Origin of the sequence: Rhodococcoides kroppenstedtii (genome assembly GCF_900111805.1) — a bacterium.
Lineage (GTDB): Bacteria > Actinomycetota > Actinomycetes > Mycobacteriales > Mycobacteriaceae > Rhodococcoides > Rhodococcoides kroppenstedtii.
Map to the genome: position 1 here is coordinate 1 of NZ_FOJN01000012.1, position 20,021 is coordinate 20,021.

19 protein-coding genes, 1 rRNA gene and 1 pseudogene are annotated in these 20,021 nt (G+C 68.5%); 2 read left to right on the forward strand and 19 right to left on the reverse strand.

Annotated features, from left to right (window positions below; translation table 11 throughout):
* Window positions 1-89 (reverse strand): 16S ribosomal RNA (locus tag BMZ18_RS13845); the annotation flags it as partial.
* A gap of 964 nt (window positions 90-1,053) precedes the next feature.
* Between BMZ18_RS13845 and BMZ18_RS19170 the strand changes: the two are divergent.
* A pseudogene (locus BMZ18_RS19170) lies at window positions 1,054-1,923 on the forward strand (aminotransferase-like domain-containing protein); the annotation flags it as partial.
* 85 nt (window positions 1,924-2,008) lie between these two features.
* Here BMZ18_RS19170 and murA read toward each other — a convergent pair.
* Window positions 2,009-3,262, reverse strand: a complete 1,254-nt coding sequence (gene murA / locus BMZ18_RS13860; RefSeq protein WP_068365554.1) for a UDP-N-acetylglucosamine 1-carboxyvinyltransferase — start codon at window positions 3,260-3,262, stop codon at window positions 2,009-2,011.
* A gap of 38 nt (window positions 3,263-3,300) precedes the next feature.
* Here murA and BMZ18_RS13865 point away from each other — a divergent pair, with 38 nt between their 5' ends.
* Window positions 3,301-3,879 carry a cob(I)yrinic acid a,c-diamide adenosyltransferase gene (locus tag BMZ18_RS13865; RefSeq protein ID WP_068099890.1) on the forward strand — a complete coding sequence of 193 codons (579 nt, stop codon included), beginning with the start codon at window positions 3,301-3,303 and terminating at the stop codon, window positions 3,877-3,879.
* 16 nt (window positions 3,880-3,895) lie between these two features.
* Here BMZ18_RS13865 and BMZ18_RS13870 read toward each other — a convergent pair whose 3' ends face one another.
* From BMZ18_RS13870 to thrB, 17 genes are all read right to left on the reverse strand, one after another.
* The gene (locus tag BMZ18_RS13870; protein WP_235606437.1) at window positions 3,896-4,333 is read right to left on the reverse strand and encodes a DUF2550 domain-containing protein; all 438 of its coding nucleotides are present in this window, start codon (window positions 4,331-4,333) and stop codon (window positions 3,896-3,898) included.
* 44 nt (window positions 4,334-4,377) lie between these two features.
* Window positions 4,378-4,746 (reverse strand): F0F1 ATP synthase subunit epsilon, encoded by a 369-nt coding sequence (locus tag BMZ18_RS13875; RefSeq protein WP_068099889.1) that lies wholly within the window; start codon window positions 4,744-4,746, stop codon window positions 4,378-4,380.
* 6 nt (window positions 4,747-4,752) lie between these two features.
* On the reverse strand, window positions 4,753-6,204 hold the full coding sequence (gene atpD, locus BMZ18_RS13880; RefSeq protein WP_068099888.1) for a F0F1 ATP synthase subunit beta: 1,452 nt from the start codon (window positions 6,202-6,204) through the stop codon (window positions 4,753-4,755).
* Window positions 6,205-6,206: 2 nt separating this feature from the next.
* A complete protein-coding gene (locus BMZ18_RS13885) occupies window positions 6,207-7,181 on the reverse strand; it encodes a F0F1 ATP synthase subunit gamma (protein ID WP_068099887.1) in 975 nt (324 codons plus the stop codon).
* A 36-nt stretch (window positions 7,182-7,217) separates the two neighbouring features.
* Window positions 7,218-8,861 (reverse strand): F0F1 ATP synthase subunit alpha, encoded by a 1,644-nt coding sequence (atpA, locus tag BMZ18_RS13890; protein WP_068365555.1) that lies wholly within the window; start codon window positions 8,859-8,861, stop codon window positions 7,218-7,220.
* A 115-nt stretch (window positions 8,862-8,976) separates the two neighbouring features.
* Window positions 8,977-9,795, reverse strand: a complete 819-nt coding sequence (locus BMZ18_RS13895; protein ID WP_068152136.1) for a F0F1 ATP synthase subunit delta — start codon at window positions 9,793-9,795, stop codon at window positions 8,977-8,979.
* 5 nt (window positions 9,796-9,800) lie between these two features.
* The gene (locus BMZ18_RS13900) at window positions 9,801-10,367 is read right to left on the reverse strand and encodes a F0F1 ATP synthase subunit B (RefSeq protein ID WP_068365556.1); all 567 of its coding nucleotides are present in this window, start codon (window positions 10,365-10,367) and stop codon (window positions 9,801-9,803) included.
* 7 nt (window positions 10,368-10,374) lie between these two features.
* Window positions 10,375-10,620: an ATP synthase F0 subunit C gene (locus tag BMZ18_RS13905; protein WP_068365557.1), complete on the reverse strand. Its 246-nt coding sequence runs from the start codon at window positions 10,618-10,620 to the stop codon at window positions 10,375-10,377.
* An 83-nt stretch (window positions 10,621-10,703) separates the two neighbouring features.
* The gene (gene atpB, locus BMZ18_RS13910) at window positions 10,704-11,480 is read right to left on the reverse strand and encodes a F0F1 ATP synthase subunit A (RefSeq protein WP_170851493.1); all 777 of its coding nucleotides are present in this window, start codon (window positions 11,478-11,480) and stop codon (window positions 10,704-10,706) included.
* 306 nt (window positions 11,481-11,786) lie between these two features.
* Window positions 11,787-12,227: a Cg1360 family ATP-synthase-associated protein gene (locus BMZ18_RS13915; protein ID WP_068099883.1), complete on the reverse strand. Its 441-nt coding sequence runs from the start codon at window positions 12,225-12,227 to the stop codon at window positions 11,787-11,789.
* Between the two features lie 10 nt (window positions 12,228-12,237).
* Window positions 12,238-13,476 (reverse strand): MraY family glycosyltransferase, encoded by a 1,239-nt coding sequence (locus BMZ18_RS13920; protein WP_068365558.1) that lies wholly within the window; start codon window positions 13,474-13,476, stop codon window positions 12,238-12,240.
* Window positions 13,477-13,479: 3 nt separating this feature from the next.
* Entirely contained in the window at window positions 13,480-14,142 is a 663-nt protein-coding gene (locus BMZ18_RS13925) for an L-threonylcarbamoyladenylate synthase (protein WP_068099881.1), read from the reverse strand.
* Window positions 14,143-14,182: 40 nt separating this feature from the next.
* Entirely contained in the window at window positions 14,183-15,061 is an 879-nt protein-coding gene (gene prmC / locus BMZ18_RS13930) for a peptide chain release factor N(5)-glutamine methyltransferase (RefSeq protein ID WP_068365577.1), read from the reverse strand.
* A 1-nt stretch (window position 15,062) separates the two neighbouring features.
* A complete protein-coding gene (gene prfA / locus BMZ18_RS13935; protein WP_068365559.1) occupies window positions 15,063-16,151 on the reverse strand; it encodes a peptide chain release factor 1 in 1,089 nt (362 codons plus the stop codon).
* A 123-nt stretch (window positions 16,152-16,274) separates the two neighbouring features.
* A complete protein-coding gene (gene rpmE / locus BMZ18_RS13940) occupies window positions 16,275-16,508 on the reverse strand; it encodes a 50S ribosomal protein L31 (RefSeq protein WP_027507227.1) in 234 nt (77 codons plus the stop codon).
* Between the two features lie 173 nt (window positions 16,509-16,681).
* On the reverse strand, window positions 16,682-18,757 hold the full coding sequence (gene rho, locus BMZ18_RS13945) for a transcription termination factor Rho (RefSeq protein WP_068365560.1): 2,076 nt from the start codon (window positions 18,755-18,757) through the stop codon (window positions 16,682-16,684).
* 318 nt (window positions 18,758-19,075) lie between these two features.
* Complete coding sequence (gene thrB / locus BMZ18_RS13950) at window positions 19,076-20,020, reverse strand: homoserine kinase (RefSeq protein ID WP_068365561.1); 945 nt, start codon at window positions 20,018-20,020, stop codon at window positions 19,076-19,078.
* Between the last annotated feature and the right edge of the window lies 1 nt (window position 20,021).

Here is a 20,021-nt window from a genome sequence, read left to right on the forward strand (position 1 = left end):
GTGTACCCCGAAGGGCCTTACCGTTCGACTTGCATGTGTTAAGCACGCCGCCAGCGTTCGTCCTGAGCCAGGATCAAACTCTCCGTTGAAGACTCTTATCAACCCCACCCCAGAAAGAGCAGAGTCAATGAAAACTAGAGAGCCATATCCAGCAATAAAACTCACGCCAGCACAAAAAAATGTACTGACAAAACCGATCCTCCCCCGACGGGAAGAAGGAGAAGAACCGGCACCAAAAAAAATTTGGCACTGACATTCATCGACACACTGTTGAGTTCTCAAAGAACACACGCACACCATCACCAACCCACCACAGGTGAACCGGATCCGGGGCAACCGTTCCAGACTAACCACCACCCGACACCGCAGTCAAACCACACCGCCGGGAAGGCTTCGAACCAAAAGTTCTGGACTGTACGCTCAGCCTACACCACGTGCAGACGAACCTTTTCTGTCCGAATCAGGCGACCCCGTACTGCCTCGTTCACCCCAGCCCTTCGGCTCCGGGTCGGCGTCCGTGTCGCTCTGACTCGACAAAAGCTACGCACCCGAACCCCACAACGCAAATCGCCTGGTGCGGACGGTGCCGGGATGGCGTTCTCGCAGGTCGACCGCACTCGACGTGGCCTCCGGCGACCCGGCACGGCAGTGTTCGAAACTATGACGCCGGTCACCGAGGCGCGTGCACCGCCCCGGCCGCGTCCAGATCTGCGGCCGGCACCGGGGATCCGATGCGCTCCGTCACGGGGAGCACTCCGGCCCACACCCCCGGCCGCGACGTCCTCGTCGTCGTCGACGGGTCCGCCGGTGCGGGTCTTCATCGAGGCCTCGTACAGCGCAACCGCCAGAACTCTGGTCGCGGCCAACTCCTTTCGAGTGTTGGGTCGAAGCAGTGCCGCCCGGCCGGCAACAACCTTGTCCACGATGAGAGCCAACGCAGCATCCCGCGTCGAGCCGTGGAGGTACAGCGTGCCCTCCCGGTCGGGTCCGTCGAGGTCGTAGGCGAACGCCGTGGGTAACGACCAGCGGGGTGCCGTGGACCATCACCCCGAGGTGGCAGATCCGAGCCGCGTCGAGAACGTCGACCAGTGCGGACCTGTCTCGCTCGGACCGGGTTCGGTTCCGGCGCAGGGTGGTTCGCGCTGTCGGGGACAGGGGCGTCCCAGACGACTCCATGACGCCACCGACGCCTACGACTATCCGGACCCGGCCGGCCCCCTCGCGCTTCGACGCAGCATCTGCGCGCTGCTCGCCCGAGCACGGGGTATGACCGTCGGGCCGGAACGGGTCGTCGTCACCACGGGCGCCGTCCACGGCCTGACCCTGGCTCTGGCAGCGTTGCGTCGGTCCGGACCCGACCCGAAACCTGTTCTGGCCGTCGAGGATCCGGGCTATCGCGTGGCCGTGTCGGCGGCGCTGGCCGTCGGATGGGAGGTCCACGACATTCCTGTGGACCAGGGCGGCGTGGTGGTCGACGCACTGCGTGCCGCTCCCGACTCCACCCGCGCCGTCTACGTGACGCCGTCCCACCAGTACCCGACCGGCGGGATGCTGGACGTCGGACGCCGCGCCGCCCTCGTCGCCTACGCCCGTGACACCGACACCGTCGTGATCGAGGACGACTACGACTCCGAGTACCGGTACGACGTCGCGCCCCTGCCTGCCCTGGCACAGCTCGACGCCGACCGAGTCGTTCTTCTCGGCACCATCGCGAAGACTCTCGGCGCGGGTGTCCGGCTCGGCTGGATGGTGCTACCCGCACATCTGGTCGAGCCGGTTCTGTGCCACCGGTCGGCCGTCGGCGACTTCCCGTCGACACCCCTCTGCACGGCGACGGCGTCGTTGCTCGACGACGGCGAGTGGGACCGCCTGGTGCGCGCGGCCCGTCGTCGCTGTCGGGATCGTGCTGCGACAGTGCGGGATTCGTTGTCTAGGTTCGGAGAACTCCGCACTCGAAGTCCTGGCCGACGAACTTCGCCGTGGTGGCACCCGACGCGCGGCGCGGAAGCTACTGCACGCGCTCGATGTCTCCGCCGAGGGCCTGCAGCTGTTCGACGAATCGCGGATACCCGCGGTCGATGTGGTAGACGTCGTGCACCTCCGTGGTGCCGTCGGCGACCAACCCTGCGAGCACCAGACCGGCGCCGGCGCGAATGTCCGAGGACCACACCGGGGCACTCGACAACCGGGGCACCCCGCGGACCACGGCGTGGTGACCATCGGTGCGCGCGTCGGCCCCCAGCCTGATCATTTCCTCCACGAACCGGAACCGAGCCTCGAAGACGTTCTCGGTGATCATGGAGGTCCCGTTGGCGACGGAGGCGAGCCCGATGGCCATGGGCTGCAGATCCGTCGGGAAGCCGGGGAACGGCAACGTCGCGAAGTTCACGGCGGTCGGTCGTTCCGCCTGCGTCACCCGGAAGCCGTCCGGCAGCAGGTCCACCTCGGCACCGGCCGCGCCGAGCTTGGTGAGCACCAAGGACAGGTGCTTGGGATTCACCCCACGCACGGTCACGTCACCGCGTGTCATGGACGCCGCGATACCCCAGGTGGCGGCGACGATACGGTCACCGATCACCCGATGGTCGGTGGGGTGCAGCCGCTCGACACCGCGGATGGTCAGCGTCGAGGACCCCGCGCCCGACACCTTCGCGCCCATCTTGTTGAGCATCGCGCACAGGTCCGCGATGTCGGGTTCGCGAGCAGCGTTGTCGATGACCGTCTCGCCCTCCGCGAGGACCGCCGCCATGAGGATGTTCTCGGTGGCGCCGACCGACGGGAAGGCCAGCCGGATCGTGGCACCGTGCAGCTTCTCGGCCGTGGCGACGACGCAGCCGTGTTCGATCTCGCTGTGAGCACCGAGCAGACGCAGACCGGACTGGTGCATGTCGAGCGGTCGCGAGCCGATGGCGTCGCCGCCGGGCAGCGCCACCACCGCACGGCGACACCGCGCGACGAGAGGCCCGAGCACGCACACCGACGCGCGGAACTGACGGACGGCCGCGAAATCGGCGTGGTATTTCGGCTCGGCCGGCGTGGTGATGCGGACCGTGTCCTCGACCAGCTCCACCTCGCACCCGAGTCCCCGCAGCACGTCGGCCATGAGCGGAACGTCGAGAATGTCGGGGCAGTTCGCGATGGTGGTCGTTCCCTCAGCGAGCAACGCAGCGGCCATCAACTTCAGCACGCTGTTCTTCGCGCCACCGACGGAGACATCACCGGAAAGGCGACTACCGCCGGTCACCAGAAAACGTTCGCTCACGACCGCCAAGACTAGAGGCACCACAGTAGGGTCGAGAAATGGCGGTTCATCTGACCTCGATCTACACCCGGACGGGTGACGACGGCACCACCGGGCTCAGCAACTTCGAGCGAGTGAGCAAGAACGACCCGCGCGTCGTGGCCTACGCGGACTGCGACGAACTCAACGCCGCTCTGGGGCTGGTGCTCGCCCTCGGGTCGCCGCCCGAGCACCTGAGGCCCGTGCTCGGGCGCATCCAGAACGATCTCTTCGACGTCGGCGCGGACCTGGCGACGCCGGTCGAGGACAATCCGAAGCATCCGCCGCTGCGAGTGACGCAGGCCTACGTCGACCGGCTCGAGGCATGGTGCGACGAGTACAACGCCACGCTGGCGCCGCTGCGATCGTTCGTGCTCCCGGGCGGGACGGCGGGGTCCGCTCTCCTGCACCATGCTCGCACCGTGGCCCGACGGGCCGAGCGGGCCGCCTGGGCTGCCGTGGACGCTTTTCCGGACGTCACCAACAGGTTGCCCGCGCTCTATCTGAACCGGTTGTCGGACCTGTTGTTCGTCCTCGGGCGCATCACCAACCCCGACGGCGACGTCCTGTGGCGACCGGGCGGCGACGATCAGCCCTGAGCGATCACCCGGCAGGTCACCGCGCGCCCCCCGCGCCGGGACGGGGACGCCGGGATCGGCCCGACGGTCGTGATTCGACCCACGAGGTGAAGGCCGTGAACGCGCCTCGGTCGAACGCCACCTCGTAGCGCCGGTCGGCGTCGTAGAGCTCCACGATCGCGATGTCCTCGGTCATGATGTCGAACTCCGACTTCTCGGGTCGACGACGCTCGCCGAGATCGAGCGTCTGCCGCACCATGCGCCGGTCGGGGCCGGGGCGCAGGCTGGACAGTTTGTAGAACACGAGCACGTTCTCGCCGTAGCGGAAGATGCCGTGGCGCCATCCGGCGCCCGGCGCAGCGGGCAGCGACCGCAGAATGACGGCCGTCCCGCCTCGGCGCAGCGTGATCAGGCGATACAGAAAAGCCGCGGCGAGCCCGGCGAGAACGACCACCAGAACGACAAGAACTGTCATCCAGATCGTCATCATCACCGGGCCCGCCGCGGCTTCCGTGCGGTCTAGGCCCGCTCGACGGCGCGGACGCGCCCGCGTGCGATCGCGAGCGCCTCCTCGTCCTCGGAGCCCTCGGCCAGCAGCGACTTGGCTGCCTCCACGTCGATGTCCTCGGCGAACTCCGCGGACTCGGCGAGGATGGTCACCGTCTTGCCCGTCACGGAGAGGAATCCGCCGTGGACGGCCGCGACACGACGCTCACCGTCGGTCGTCGTGATGGCCACGGTGCCGCCCTCGATCAACTGACCGAGAACCGGCTCGTGGCCGGCCATGATGCCGATCTCACCCTCGGTGGTCTGAGCGCTGACGAGCGTAGCCGTACCCGACCACAGTCGCTCCTCGACCGCGACGAGTTCGACGTCCATCTCTGCCATGGCGGACTACTTTCCGGCGATCTTCTTGGCTGCGGCCTCGACGTCGTCGAGTCCACCGCAGCTGTTGAACGCCTGCTCGGGCAGGTGGTCGTACTCGCCCTTGGTGACCTTGTCGAACGCCTCGATGGTGTCGGACAGGGGCACGACGGAACCCTCTTCGCCGGTGAACTTCTCGGCGACGATGAAGTTCTGGCCGAGGAACTTCTCGAGACGACGGGCACGGGACACCGTGACCTTGTCCTCCTCGGAGAGCTCGTCCATACCGAGAATGGCGATGATGTCCTGCAGCTCCTTGTACTTCTGCAGGATGCGCTTGACCTCGTTGGCGACGCGGAAGTGCTCGTCACCGACGATCGACGCCTCCAGGATGCGCGAGGTCGACGTCAGCGGGTCCACAGCCGGGTAGATGCCCTTCTGCGAAATCGGACGCGAGAGCTCGGTGGTGGCATCGAGGTGCGCGAAGGTGGTGGCCGGCGCCGGGTCGGTGTAGTCGTCGGCGGGCACGTAGATCGCCTGCAGCGAGGTGATCGAGCGGCCACGGGTCGAGGTGATGCGCTCCTGGAGCTCACCCATCTCGTCGGCCAGCGTGGGCTGGTAGCCCACCGCGGACGGCATACGGCCGAGGAGCGTCGAGACCTCCGAGCCGGCCTGCGTGAACCGGAAGATGTTGTCGATGAAGAGCAACACGTCCTGGTTCTGCACATCGCGGAAATACTCGGCCATGGTGAGGGCCGAGAGGGCGACGCGCATGCGCGTGCCCGGCGGCTCGTCCATCTGACCGAACACCAGGGCGGTGTCCTGCAGAACGCCCATCTCCTCCATCTCGAGGTGGAGGTCGGTGCCCTCACGGGTGCGCTCGCCGACGCCGGCGAACACGGACGTACCGGAGAACTCACGGGCGATACGCGTGATCATCTCCTGGATGAGCACGGTCTTGCCCACGCCGGCGCCACCGAACAGGCCGATCTTGCCGCCCTTCACGTACGGGGTCAGCAGGTCGATGACCTTGATGCCGGTCTCGAGGATCTCGGTCTTGCCCTCGAGCTGATCGAAGGCCGGGGGCTTGCGGTGGATGCCCCACTGCTCGCCGTCGCGGCCGAGGCCGGGCGAATCGAGGCAGTCGCCGAGAGCGTTGAACACATGGCCCTTGACCACGTCACCCACCGGCACGGAGATCGGCTTGCCGGTGTCGCTCACCGGGGTGCCGCGGACCAGGCCGTCGGTCGGCTGCATGGAGATGGTGCGCACCAGGTTGTCACCGAGGTGCTGGGCGACCTCGAGCGTCAGCGTCTTGGCGACGGCCGACAGCTCGATTTCCGCGTGCAGAGCGTTGAACAGCTCGGGGATGGAGCCACGGGGGAACTCGATGTCGACGACGGGACCGATGACGCGCACGACGCGCCCGTTCTCGGACTTCGCGGCGCCGGTACCCGTGTTATCGGTTACTGCTGCGGTCATGTTCAGTCTCTTCCTGAGCTCGCTGCAAGCGCGTCGACGCCGCCGACGATCTCGCTGATTTCCTGGGTGATCTGGGCCTGACGCGCCTGGTTGGCCTGGCGGGACAGGGCGTTGACCAGATCGTTGGCGTTGTCCGTGGCGGCCTTCATCGCGGTACGACGGGCGGCCGACTCGGAGGCTGCCGCGTCGAGCAGTGCGGCGTAGATGCGGGTGCTGACGTACTTGGGCAGCAGCGCGGACAACAGCGTGTCCGCCTCCGGCTCGAAGTCGTACTGCGCGGTGACCTCGGTGGACGGCTTCGAGTCGGTGAGCATGTCGGCGCCGAGCTCGATCTCCTCGTCGTCGTAGTCCACCTCCAACGGGGCCATCCGTCGCACGGTCGGCTTGAGCGAGAGCATCGAGACGAACGTGGTGAACACGATGTGCAGCTCGTCGACACCCTCGACGGTGCCCTCACCGTTGGGGGCCTCGATCTCGTTGCCGGACCCGGCCATGAACAACTCGACGAGGTGCTTCGCCGCCTTGGCGGCGTCGGCGTACGTCGGCTGCTGCGAGAACCCGGTCCAGGCGCCCTTCACGTCCCGATCCCGGAACGTGTAGTACGTCAGGCCCTTGCGTCCGAGGACGTAGATGACCGGTTCCTTGCCCTCGGACTTCAGCAGCTGCTGAAGTTCCTCGGCCTCGCGCAGGATGTTCGAGTTGTAGCCGCCGCACTGACCCGAGTCACTGGTGACCACCAGCACCGCGGCCCGTTTGGGCTCGGGGCGCTCGGTGAGCAGCGGGTGATCGAGCGAGCCGGACGCGCTCGCCAACGCCGAGAGCACCTTGGTGATCTCGGTGGCGTACGGCTTGGACGCCTCGACCCGGGCCTGCGCCTTGGTGATGCGCGAGGTCGCGATCAGTTCCTGCGCCTTGGTGATCTTCTTGATCGAGTTCGTCGACCTGATCCGGGAGCGGAGCTCACGAATGCTGGGCACGGTTCACCTCACTCCCTGCTCGTCGCGGACCGATCATCACTTGCCGACGGTCTTGCGCGTGACGGTGACCTTCTCCTGGTCGACCTCGTCCTTGTCGAGCGCCTCGGCCTCGGCCTCGTTGACGATGCGCTCGCCCGAGGAGGTGAGGAAGCCCTGCTTGAAGTCGTCGGTCGCCTTCTTGATCGACTCGGCGGCGTCGTCCTTCAGGACCCCGCCACCGGCGATGGACTCGAACGCGTCCGAAGCGTTGCGATGCAGGTCTTCGAGCAACTCACGGTTGAAGCGACGGACGTCGTCGACCGGGACACTGTCGTAATAGCCGGCGTCGACGAGGTAGATCGAGACGATCTGGTCCTCGACGGAGACCGGGGTGTACTGGTCCTGCTTGAGCAGCTCCACCCAGCGGGCGCCGCGCTCGAGCTGCGCCTTGGACGCGGCGTCGAGGTCGGAGGCGAAGGCCGAGAACGCTTCGAGCTCGCGGAACTGCGCCATCTCGAGACGCAGCGAACCGGCGACCTTCTTCAGGCCCTTGGTCTGCGCGGCACCACCCACGCGGGACACCGAGGTACCGACGTTGATGGCGGGACGGACACCCTTGTTGAAGAGGTCCGACTCGAGGAACACCTGACCGTCGGTGATGGAGATGACGTTGGTCGGGATGAACGCCGAGATGTCGTTGGCCTTGGTCTCGATGAGGGGCAGGCCCGTCATCGAACCGCCGCCGAGCTCGTCGGACAGCTTCGCGCACCGCTCGAGCAGACGAGAGTGCAGGTAGAAGACGTCACCCGGGTACGCCTCGCGGCCCGGCGGACGACGCAGCAGCAGCGAGATGGTGCGGTAGGCCTCGGCCTGCTTGGTGAGGTCGTCGAACACGATGAGGACGTGCTTGCCCTGGTACATCCAGTGCTGGCCGAGGGCCGAGCCGGTGTAGGGGGCGAGCCACTTGAAGCCGGCGGAGTCCGACGCGGGAGCCGCGACGATGGTGGTGTACTCCATGGCGCCGTGCTCGTCCAGCGCGGACTTCACACCGGCGATGGTGGAGCCCTTCTGACCGATCGCGACGTAGATGCAGCGCACCTGCTTGTCGGGATCGCCGGTCTCCCAGTTCTTCTTCTGGTTGATGATCGCGTCGACGCAGACGGCGGTCTTGCCCGTCTTGCGGTCGCCGATCACCAGCTGGCGCTGACCGCGCCCGATGGCGGTGAGGGCGTCGATGGCGGTGATGCCGGTGGCGAGGGGCTCCTCGACGGGCTGGCGCTCGAGCACCGTGGCTGCCTGGAGCTCGAGGACACGCTGCTCGTCGGACTCGATGTCGCCGAGGCCGTCGATGGCCTTGCCCAGCGGGTCGATGACGCGGCCGAGGAAGTTGTCGCCGACCGGAACGGACAGGACCTCTCCGGTGCGCTTGACCTCCTGGCCTTCCTCGATGTTCTCGTAGTCACCGAGGATGACGGCGCCGATCTCGCGATCGTCGAGGTTCAGCGCGACGCCCAGGACGCCGCCGGGGAACTCGAGCAGCTCGTTCGCCATCGCGGACGGGAGCCCGGTCACGTGGGCGATGCCGTCGGACGTGTCCGACACCAGACCGACCTCTTCACGAGAGGACTCCGGTGCGTAGTTCGCGGTGTAGCTCTCGATTGCGCTACGGATCTCGTCGGAGGAGATCGTCAACTCCGCCATGTTTTCCTGCTCTCACTGTCTGTGGCCTCGGTGCGCCGGCCGCTCTGGGCCGAGTCACCGAAACGTGGGTGGGGACAAACTCTGGTCGTGCCTGCCGGTCGGGTGGGTGAACCGGTCACTTGAGCGACTTGCGCAGCTGCGCGAGACGCCCCGCACCACTGCCGTCGATCACCTCGTCACCGACGCGAACGACGAGACCGCTCAGCAGGTCGCGATCGACTTCCACGTGAACGGTCACGGACTTGCCGTAGATACCTTCCAGCGTAGACGTGAGGCGGTCGACCTGATCGGTGCTCAACTCGGTACTGCTGCGGACGTACGCGACTTCCTTGTTCCGCCGGGTCGCCGCCAGCGCGGAGAGCTCGCCGAACACCTCGGCCGGAGCCTCGGTCAGTCGTCCGACGGCCTGGACGGCGAGAGCCTCGGTGATGGCCGTGACCTTGCCGTACAGCAGCGTCTTCAGCAGCTGTCCGGACGCCTCGGCCGGCTTGGTCCGGTCCGAGAGCGCCTGCTCGAGAGCGGAGTCGCCCGCGATGATGCGACCGAGCCGGAACAGCTCGTCCTCGACCGTGCCCAGTTGGTCCTGGTCCTCCGCGGCGCGCAGCAGCGCTTCGCGGCCCAGCAGTACGAGCGAGTCGGTGAGGTCACGCGCCGAGGACCAGTTCTGCGCGACCGCGGCCTTCACCGTCTCCACCGCTTCCGACCCGACCTTGCCGTCGAACAGCCGCTCGGCGAGCTGACGACGGGAGTCGGCGGACGCGGACGCGTCGGCCAGGGCCGACCGGAGCGGACGCTGGGCGTCGAGCACCCGGACGACCGCGAACAGGTCGGAGCCGGCACCGGCCGCGGCGGACGTGGAGTCCGATGCGGCGTCGAGCGCGCCGGTCAGTGCGGTGCGGGCCTCGGCGAGAGCCTCACGACTCGCTGCGTACATGGTGTTCACTTCCCGCTGGTGGACTTTGCGCCGACAGAATCGAGTTCGTCGAGGAACCGATCGATCGTTCCGGCGCGCTTGACGTCGTCGGACAGCTGCTCACCGATGACCTTCTCGGCGAGCTCGACGGCGGTGCGGCCGAGTTCCGAGCGCAGTTCGGTGACGATCTGCTGACGCTGCGCGGCGAGCTGCTGGTGACCCGAGGCCACGATGCGATCGCTCTCCGCCTGCGCACTGGTCTTCATCTCCGCGAGGATCTGCTGACCCTGGGTGCGGGCGTCTTCGCGAATCTTGGCGGCCTCCTGGCGTGCGTCGGCCAGCTGGGCGCGATACTGCTCGAGCGCCTGCTTCGCCTCGGCCTGTGCCTCTTCGGCGCGCTTGATCCCGCCTTCGATCTGCTCGGACCGCTCCGACAGCACCTTCTGAAATCGCGGAAGCACGTACTTCCAGAAGAAGAAGCCGATGACGGCGATGCAGACCGCAGACCAGACGATGTCGTACGTCGCGGGAAGGAGAGGATTGACGTCCTCGCCCCCTTCCGCGGCTGCGAGGACTGCGATTGGCGTCGTCATGCCGGTGTCAGGCGAAGACGAAGCCGGCGACGAGGCCGATCAGCGCGAGAGCCTCGGTGAACGCGATACCGAGGAACATGTTGGTCCGGATCTGGCCGGCCAGCTCGGGCTGACGAGCGATGCCCTCGATGGCCTTACCGACCACGATGCCCACGCCGATGCCGGGGCCGATCGCCGCGAGGCCGTAGCCGATGGCGCCGTAGCCGGCACCGGTGATTTCCTGAGCTTCCTGCGCCAGGTAGGTGAGGCTCATGATGTTTGGTTCCCTTTCTGTTGCCCACGACCGGACGGCAGCGGGTCAGGTTTGTTACCGGTGGCTCGTCGAGCCGGGGTGGGTCAGTGCGAGTCGGCGTGCAACGCGAGGTCGATGTAGACCGCGGTGAGCAGGGCGAACACGTAGGCCTGCAGGAAGATGACCAGCATCTCGAACAGGGTGAAGCCGAAGCCCGCGGCCAGGGAGAAGATGCCGAACACCTTCATGCCGGCTGCGGCCTCGAAGAAGAAGAACTGCGTGGCGCTGAAGAACAGCACCAGCATGATGTGACCGGCAAGCATGTTGGCCATGAGACGCACGGTCAGCGTGAACGGCCGCAGGACGAAGGTCGAGATGAACTCGATCGGAATCAGCAGGAAGTGCATCGCGAGCGGCACACCCGGCACGACGATGCTGCTCTTCACGTACTTGAAGAAGCCGTACTTCTTGATGCCCACGTAGTTGAAGACGATGTACGCCAACGCGGCCAGCACGATCGGCATACCGACACGAGCGTTCGACGAGATGTTGATGAACGGGATGATGCCGGAGACGTTCAGGAACAGGACCGCGAAGAAGATCGTCGCGATGACCGGCAGGAACCGGCGACCCTGCTCCTTGCCCAGAACCTCGGTCGCGATCTGATCCTTGACGAACCCGAGTGCGATCTCCCCGACGTTCTGGATGCCGCGCGGCACGATCTTGGGGCTGCGCATGGCGAGGAAGAAGAACGCGAGCAGGACGACCGTCATGATGATGCGCACGAGCATCAGACGGTCGAGCTCGAACGGTGTGCCCTCGAACAGGATGGCCGGTGGGAAAAAGTCGGACAGTGACGGCGGATGGAACTCCGCGGCCAAGTTGGTGACGCTCAGCGGTCTCTCCCGTGGTCGGCCGCGTGCGTGGTACCCACGCGGTTCGATCGGACAAAGGGGCGGTCGGGCGGTTCGGTCGAGCGGTGCTGCGGCATGCCGGTCCACATTCTCACACGAGGTGTGGGCCGCGACACGTCGGCAGTGATGTCGATCACCGCGGAGGCGATCCCGCCGCGACGATTGTCCGTTACGCCGGGTAAGCCCACGCTTGCCGGGAACTTTATCAACACAACCGACCACACCGCGCCGGGGGTTCGTCCCCGCACCCGGACACTACTACAGAAAGTCGTACTACTTCCCGTCCGAGGGTGGGGTATCGACGTACGGCGCGCGCTGGCGCAGCACCCCGACGGTCTCCGCGCCCAGGACGATCAGCAGCGACGCCAGCAGAACGAGACCGAGCGCCGGACGCGAGTAGAAGTCCATCCCGCGCAGGATGCCGAGCACGACGATGGCCACCAGCATCTTCGCGAGCCATCCGCCGAGCAGCACGGCCCCGACCGTCGTCGGCGGGAGATTCGCCGACCACAGCACGGACGCGGCCGTCGCGAGGATGAACACGCCTCCGACGGCCGAGCCGATCAGCGCACCCCACAAGCCCGGCGTCCCGGCCACCAGGTAGGCGACGACGGCCGACACCACCGCGAGCACGATCAGCGCGATCACCCCGTAGCGGACGGCGGAGCGCAGCGGCGCGGTCGAGGAGGGCACGGGCGGGGGCGTGAACGTCACGCCTGGCAGGTTACCGGCCGCGAGAGACGCGACCCGACCGTCGCCACCGGCCCGACCCGGCCGGCCGTCGCGGGTCCCGCACGGACGGGACCGCGGTCACCACGAGAGCGAAGACGAGCCCGCCGGCGAACAGCAGGATCACGATTCGCCTGTCCACCAGGGCGGCACCGACCGCCCCGAAGGCGAGAACGCCGACCCACAGGTAGATCAACAGGACGACGCGGCGGTGCGAGTGACCGATCTGGAGCAACCGATGATGCAGGTGCATCTTGTCGGGGCTGAACGGACTGCGTCCGGCGCGGGTGCGGCGCACGATCGCGAGCAGGAGGTCGAGTATGGGGATGAACATGACGGCGCCGACCAGCAGCAGAGGCGACAACAGACCGAGTAGATCGCGCGTCCCGTAGAGGCTCGGACTGATCCGGCCGGAGGCGCTGGTGGCGACCGCGGCCAACATCAAGCCGATGACCATCGAGCCCGAATCGCCCATGAAGATGCGAGCCGGTTGGAAGTTGTGCGGCAGGAACCCGAGACACGCGCCCGCCAACGCGGCCGCGATCATCGCCGGCGGGTACGCACTCACGTCGCCGCCCTGTTCGTGCAGCAGGCCCACCGAGAAGAGACAGATGGCGACGGCGGCGATGGCCCCGACACCGGCCGCCAATCCGTCGAGCCCGTCGACGAAGTTCAGGGCGTTGATCATCACGACCGCGATCAGCACCGTCACCAGGCCGGCCTGCAGTTGATCGAGCACCAGCGTGGAACCTTCGCCCCACGGCAGATACAGGACTTGCCAGCTGACCCCCATGAGGACGAGCACGCCGGCCGCGGTGACCTGACCGGCGAACTTGGTGAGCGCGTCGAGACCCCACCGGTCGTCGACCATGCCGACGACCAGGAGAATGACCCCGGACACCAGCGAAGCCTGCACGTCCGAGGTGAACTCGAAGCCACGGGTCAACGCGGGCAGCGTCTGCGCGAACGACAGGGCGACCAGCAGACCCAGGTAGATCCCGATCCCGCCCCACCGCGGGGTGGGTCGCACGTGGACGTCGCGCTCCCGCGGGACGGCAACCGCCCCGACGCGCAGCGCGATCAGCCGGACCGCTCCGGTGACGAGGAACGTCACGACGGCGGCGGTCAGCAGGACGAGGAGCAGCTCGCGAATCGGGACGCCGGCTCCCCCACTGCCGCTCTGCGCGAGAACCCCCACGGTTCCCGGCAGGGCCGCATGATCGAGAGCCGTCACCGGTCAGGCGCTTCCGGCGACCAGCGACTCCGGAGCGACACCGAGCACCTCGGCGATGTCGGAGGTCGCCACCGCACCGACACGCAGGATGCGCGGGGCGTCCCCGGTGAGGTCGACGATGGTGGACGCCAGCGCGTGCTCCGCCGGGCCCCCGTCGAGATAGACCGCAGCGGAATCGCCGAGCTGCAGCTGCGCGTCGGCGGCCGTGACGGCCGGCGGCCGCCCGGAGACGTTGGCACTGGAGACCGCGAGCGGGCCGACCTCGCGCAGAAGTTCGATGGCGACCGGATGCAGGGGCATCCGCAGCATGACCGTGCCGCGCGCGTCACCGAGATCCCACGCCAGCGACGGCGCCTGATGGACGACGAGGCTGAGCGCACCCGGCCAGAAGGCACGAATGAGATCCCGAGCCGCCTGTGGAACGCCGAGCACCAGTCCATCGATCGTGTGCCAGGAGCCCACCAGCACGGGAACCGGCATGTCCCGGCCGCGCCCCTTGGCGCGCAGCAGTTCCGCGACGGCAGAACTGTCGAACGCGTCGGCGGCGATGCCGTAGACCGTGTCGGTGGGCATCACGACCAGGCGACCGGAAGACAGGGCGCGCCGTGCGGCGTCGAGTCCGGCCGCGCGAGACGCGGTGTCGGAGCAGTCGTAGACGGTGGGCACCCGGCCATCTTGCCACTCGGGGGTCGCTGCACCGCAGGGGTCACCGGGCCGCGCGGGTCACCCGTGTCGCGGAGACGTAGCGCGGCCGACCGGCGAGGTCGCGATGGGCGACGACGTCACCGAACACCGACCGACGACGGACGAGCGCCACGACGCCGTCGGCATGGGAGTCGTCGTGCTCGATCGCGAGGTGCCCGCCGACGCGCACCCACCGCGCGATCGACCCGAGCATCGGCTCGATGACGGCCAGTCCGTCGGGCCCGCCGAACAGCGCAGCGTGCGGATCGTGGTCGCGCACTTCGGGTTCGAGCTCGGCGTCGTCCGGAACGTACGGCGGATTGGCGAGGACGAGGTCGACGGAGCCGTCGAGAAACGGCAGCAGCGCGCGGTCGGTGACGTCGCCGTGATGCAGTCGTACCGGGGTGTCCCCCAGCTCCGCGCGCCGGTCGACGTTGCGACGCGCCCAGGCGAGCGCCGCGGGGTCCCGCTCGACGGCGTGCACCACGGCGTCCGGCCGTTCGGCGGCGACGGCGAGCGCGAGCGCACCGCTGCCGGTGCACAGATCCAGCACGACCGGGCGCGGGCGGGACTGCAGAACGCGCAGCGCGTACTCGAGCAGATGTTCGGTCTCGGGCCGCGGGGTGAACACTCCGGGGCCGACCAGCACGTCGATCGGACCGAACGCCGCGCTACCGACGATGTGCTGCAACGGAATTCGCTCGGCACGGCGGGCCACCAACGCTCGGAACCGCTCGGCCACCGCGGGGTCGACCAGCGGGGTCAACCCGAGGCGTCCGCGCGGGGTGTCCAGCACGTGGGCGGCGAGAAGCTCGGCGTCGACCGCGGGACTCGCCACGCCGGCCTCGGCGAGAACGCGGGTGGCCTCGACGATCTCGAGCCGCAGGGGAACGCGCTCCACGTCACTCCGCCTGCAGGCGGGCGGCGCGGTCCGCGGCGCCGAGAGCGTCGAGCAGAGCGTCCAGGTCACCGTCGAGCACCGCGTCGAGGTTGTGGGCCTTGAACCCGATGCGGTGGTCGGTGATGCGGTTCTCGGGGAAGTTGTAGGTGCGGATGCGTTCCGACCGGTCGACGGTGCGCACCTGACTGGCACGCCCGGCGGCGGCTTCCTTGTCCGCCGCTTCCTCGGCCGCCGCTTGCAGCCGCGCGGCCAGCACCTGCATCGCGCGAGCCTTGTTCTGCAACTGGGAACGTTCGTTCTGGCAGGTGACGACGATGCCCGTCGGCAGGTGCGTGATCCGGACGGCCGAGTCGGTGGTGTTCACGCCCTGCCCGCCCTTGCCGGACGACCGGTAGACGTCGATACGCAGGTCGCCCTCGTCGATGGCGACCTCCTCGACCTCGTCCGGCTCGGGGTAGATCAGCACGCCCGCGGCGGAGGTGTGCACGCGCCCCTGGGACTCGGTGACGGGCACGCGTTGGACACGGTGCACCCCGCCCTCGAACTTGAACCGCGACCAGACCCCGTCCGCGGAATCCGAGCGAGCCTTGATCGACAGCGTGGCGTCCTTGTAGCCGCCGAGGTCCGAGACCGTGACGTCGAGAATCTCCACCCGCCAGCCGCGCCGTTCGGCATACCGCACGTACATCCGGGCGAGATCGGCGGCGAACAGGGCGGATTCCTCGCCGCCCTCCCCCGACTTCACCTCGAGGACGACGTCGTCCGCGTCGTGCGGATCGCGGGGGGCCAGCAGGTCGGTGAGGGTGGCGTCGAGTTCCTCCACCGTGGCCTCGAGGGCCGGGATCTCGGCGGCGAACGACGGATCGTCGGCCGCGAGTTCGCGGGCGGCCTCGAGATCGTCCCGCGCGGCGACCAATCGGCCGTGCACGCTCATGATCGGCGCCAACTGCGCGAACCGCTTGCCGGCCCGTCTCGCCGCGGCAGGATCGTCGTGCAACGACGGATCGGAGAGCTCACGTTCGAGCCCGGCGTGCTCGGCGAGCACGTCGTCGATGGCGGACGGCGTCGCGCGCGGTGTCGGGGTGGACACGTCGAAGGCCCCTTTCGGGAGACACACGGTTCTGCTGGACCGCGGGGTGGTACACGAACCAGGCTGCAGAAACGACCGACGCCCGTTCCGAGAAAGATCTCGGAACGGGCGTCGGTGGACGAGCTAGCTGTCGGCGTCGGCCTTCTTGCCCGCGCGCTTGCCGTAGCGAGCCTCGAAGCGAGCGACGCGGCCGCCGGTGTCGAGGATCTTCTGCTTGCCCGTGTAGAACGGGTGGCACTGCGAGCAGACCTCGACGTTGATGCGCTCGGCGCTGTTGGTGCTCCGCGTCTCGAACGTGTGGCCGCAACCGCACACGACGGTGGTCGCCGTGTAGTCGGGGTGGATTCCTGCCTTCATGGTGTCCCTTTCGTGGTCGCCGGGTCGCCCTCGACTGTCGTGGGCGTGAACCGGAACCGGACTCGGCCGATCAGTATGCCAGAGCAGCTGTCCGCGCTGGTAATCGTCTCAACCCGGCCGGCGTCCGGATTGTTCCCGGCACGCACGACCCGGGTGTTTCGTCACGGGCGACGTCAGTCGTCCATGCCGCCCGGTGCCGTCTTGGAGACCGACATCAGGAACTCGATGTTGTTCTTGCTCTTCTTCAGACGGTCGATGAGCAGGTCGATGGCCTGGTGCGAGTCCAGGCCCGACAGCACCCGACGGAGCTTGTGCAGCACCGCGGCCTCGTCCGGACTCATGAGCAGCTCGTCCTTGCGGGTGCCGGACGGGTTGACGTCCACCGCCGGGAACACCCGACGCTCCGCGATCTTGCGATCGAGCTTGAGCTCGGCATTGCCCGTGCCCTTGAACTCCTCGAAGATGACCGTGTCGCCGGTCGAGCCGGTCTCGACCATCGCCGTGGCGATGATGGTCAGCGAGCCGCCGTTCTCGATGTTGCGGGCGGCACCGAGGAACCGCTTCGGCGGGTACAGGGCCGTCGAATCCACACCGCCGGAGAGGATGCGGCCCGACGCGGGCGAGCTGTTGTTGTACGCCCGGCCCAGACGGGTGATCGAGTCCAGCAGCACGACGACGTCGCGGCCGTCCTCCACCAGTCGCTTCGCGCGCTCGATGGCGAGCTCGGCGACCGAGGTGTGATCGCTCGGCGGCCGGTCGAAGGTGGAGGCGATGACCTCGCCCTTCACGGACCGCTGCATGTCCGTGACTTCCTCGGGACGCTCGTCCACCAGGACGACCATGAGGTAGCACTCGGGGTTGTTCGTCGCGATCGCGTTGGCGATCGACTGCAGCACCGACGTCTTGCCTGCCTTCGGCGGGCTCACGATCAGGGCGCGCTGCCCCTTGCCGATCGGCATCACCAGGTCGATGACGCGCGTGGTGAGGATGTTCGGCGTGGTCTCGAGACGCAGGCGCTGGTTCGGGTAGAGCGGCGTGAGCTTGTTGAACTCCGGGCGCTTGCGGTTGCCGTCCGGCGGAGCACCGTTGACGGTGTCCAGGCGGACCAGCGGGTTGAACTTCTGCCGCGAGTTGTTCTGCTCGCCCTCCCGCGCCACCCGGACGGCGCCGGTGAGCGCGTCGCCACGGCGCAGACCGTTGCGGCGCACCATGTTCATCGACACGTAGACGTCGTTGGGCCCGGCCAGGTAGCCCGAGGTCCGCACGAAGGCGTAGTTGTCGAGCACGTCGAGAATGCCCGCGACGGGCTGCAGGACGTCGTCGTCACGCAATTCGGGTTCGCGCTGGTCGTTCGACGAGCCGTCACGGTCACGTCCGCGGCGGCGCTCGCGGAAGCGACGCCCGCGCCGTCCCCGACCGTCGTTGTCGTCGTCCGAGGAGTCGTCGCGCGGGCCGTTGTTCCGGTTGTCGTTGCCCCGGTTGCCGCCGTCGTTGCGGTCGTTGCGGTTGCCGCCGTCGTTGCGGTCGCTGCGGTTGCCGCCCTCGTTGCGGTCGTTGCGGTTGCCGCCCTCGTTGCGGTTCTGGCGATCCCGGCGTGACCGGTCACCGCGGGAGCGCGGGGGGCGACCCTCGTCGCCCGCATCGCCGTCGGCGGCGTCCGCCTGTCCGTTCCGGCTCGGGGCGGCCTGCTCGGCGCCATCGCGACCGGCGGCCTGCTCGGCCCCGTCCCGACCGGCGGTCTGCGGCTCGGTGCCGTCCTGGCCGGCTGCGGTGGGCGCGGCATCGGCGGACGGGGCGGCGGCGTCACCGTCGGTGGCCGACTCGGCAGCACCGGCGCGACGGGAGGCACCGCGACGGTTGCGCGTGCGGCGCGGACCGCCGTCGGACGCGTTCTCGTCCGACCCGGACCCGTCGGAGACGGGCGAGACACCCGAGGACGTCGCGGCGGGTTCGGTGGAGGTCGCTGCGGGAGCGGCAGGTTCGGCGGCGGGGCGCTCGGCGCGGTCGGAGCCGCCGGTCGGCGCGGGGACGCGCTTCGACTCGATGGCCGCGACCAGGTCGCCCTTGCGCATCCCGGACACCCCCTTGATGCCCAGCTCGGCGGCGAGGCCGCGGAGTTCGGTGAGCACCATCCCGGAGAGGCCGTCGCCGCGACGCGCCGCACGGGCGCGGGCGGGGCGCTCCGGGGCGCCGGTGGCGGCGTCGTCGGCGATGGCGACCGGAGCAGCGGTCATGTCCGTATCGGTCACGGAGGTCCTTTCCTTCCCTCGCGCGCCTGGTGCGCAGATCGAGGGTTCGTGTCCGACGTTCGGAACTCGTACCGAACGCGGATGCCACGTACGTCGCGTCGAGAAGAGGGCTACCGGACGAGGGTCACGTCCGCGGCGGACTCCGGCGGCTCGATCGGAATCCGAGGTGACGGACCGAGGGACCGAGGAGCGGGGGTGCGACCGTGGAGAGACCAGAAGTCGGCGCGACTGCGCACGATGTACGGACGAGCCCCACAATAGCCAACACGCACGACACGAGCAACAACGCCCCGGTCGGCGCGTCGCACTGTCGCGCGGTCAGTCGACGACGAGCGACGATTCAACGGCGTCGGCGATGTCCAGTTCGAGCACGGTCATGCCGTCGTCCTCCGCCTGCGTGCGCAGGTCCGCCGACAGCGACTCCGTGCCGAGAACGAGCACCGTGGGTCCGGCGCCGGAGACGGTCGCGGCGTGTCCGTGGTCCCGGAGCGTGCGAACCCAGCGGGTGGTGGTCGGCAGGGCCTCGGCGCGATAGGGCTGGTGGAGACGGTCCTCGGTGGCGAGGTGCAGCAGGTCCGGCCGAGAGGTGAGCGCGACCACGGCCAACGCGGACCGACTGGCGGTGAACGCGGCGTCGCGATGGGGCACGAGGTCCGGCAACAGTCCGCGGGTGTGAGCCGTGGACGACTTCTCCCCCGGGATCAGCACGGTCGCTCCGAGATCGGGATGGACGTCCAGGCGGACGGCAGCGAAGTGCCGCGGCCCCTCGGGCGGGCCGACCTCGCGACTCCACGAGACGACGGCGCCGCCGAGGACGCTCGCCGACGCGTTGTCCGGATGACCTTCGAACTCGGACGCCAACTGCACGAGCGTGTCGGGGGCGAGGGTCAGCGACGGATCGACCGCCGCGACGAGAGCGTTGGCCGCCGAGAGACCACCCACGGCCGCGGAGGCCGACGAGCCGAGTCCACGGGAGTGCGGAATCCTGTTGTGGCACACGACCTCCAGGCCGTTCGCCCAGACTCCCGCCGCTTCGAGGCCGCGTTCGATGGCGCGGACCACCAGATGCGAAGGCCCCCAGGGGACCTCGCTCGCACCCTCGCCGTCGACCCGCACCGCGAGCCCCGACCGCACCGCGGTGACGGTGATCTCGTCGTACAACCCGAGGGCCAATCCTAGGGTGTCGAAGCCCGGTCCGAGATTGGCGCTGGACGCCGGCACGACGGCGCGCACGGTCGTACCCGTGATCAGCGCGGCGGTCACG

Coding starts and splice junctions, on each gene's coding strand:
- BMZ18_RS13865 (WP_068099890.1), top strand. CDS start 3,301: ATGGCGGTTCATCTGACCTCGATCTACACCCGGACGGGTGACGACGGC.
- BMZ18_RS13870 (WP_235606437.1), bottom strand. CDS start 4,333: ATGACAGTTCTTGTCGTTCTGGTGGTCGTTCTCGCCGGGCTCGCCGCG.
- BMZ18_RS13875 (WP_068099889.1), bottom strand. CDS start 4,746: ATGGCAGAGATGGACGTCGAACTCGTCGCGGTCGAGGAGCGACTGTGG.
- atpD (WP_068099888.1), bottom strand. CDS start 6,204: ATGACCGCAGCAGTAACCGATAACACGGGTACCGGCGCCGCGAAGTCC.
- atpA (WP_068365555.1), bottom strand. CDS start 8,861: ATGGCGGAGTTGACGATCTCCTCCGACGAGATCCGTAGCGCAATCGAG.
- BMZ18_RS13895 (WP_068152136.1), bottom strand. CDS start 9,795: ATGTACGCAGCGAGTCGTGAGGCTCTCGCCGAGGCCCGCACCGCACTG.
- BMZ18_RS13900 (WP_068365556.1), bottom strand. CDS start 10,367: ATGACGACGCCAATCGCAGTCCTCGCAGCCGCGGAAGGGGGCGAGGAC.
- BMZ18_RS13905 (WP_068365557.1), bottom strand. CDS start 10,620: ATGAGCCTCACCTACCTGGCGCAGGAAGCTCAGGAAATCACCGGTGCC.
- rpmE (WP_027507227.1), bottom strand. CDS start 16,508: ATGAAGGCAGGAATCCACCCCGACTACACGGCGACCACCGTCGTGTGC.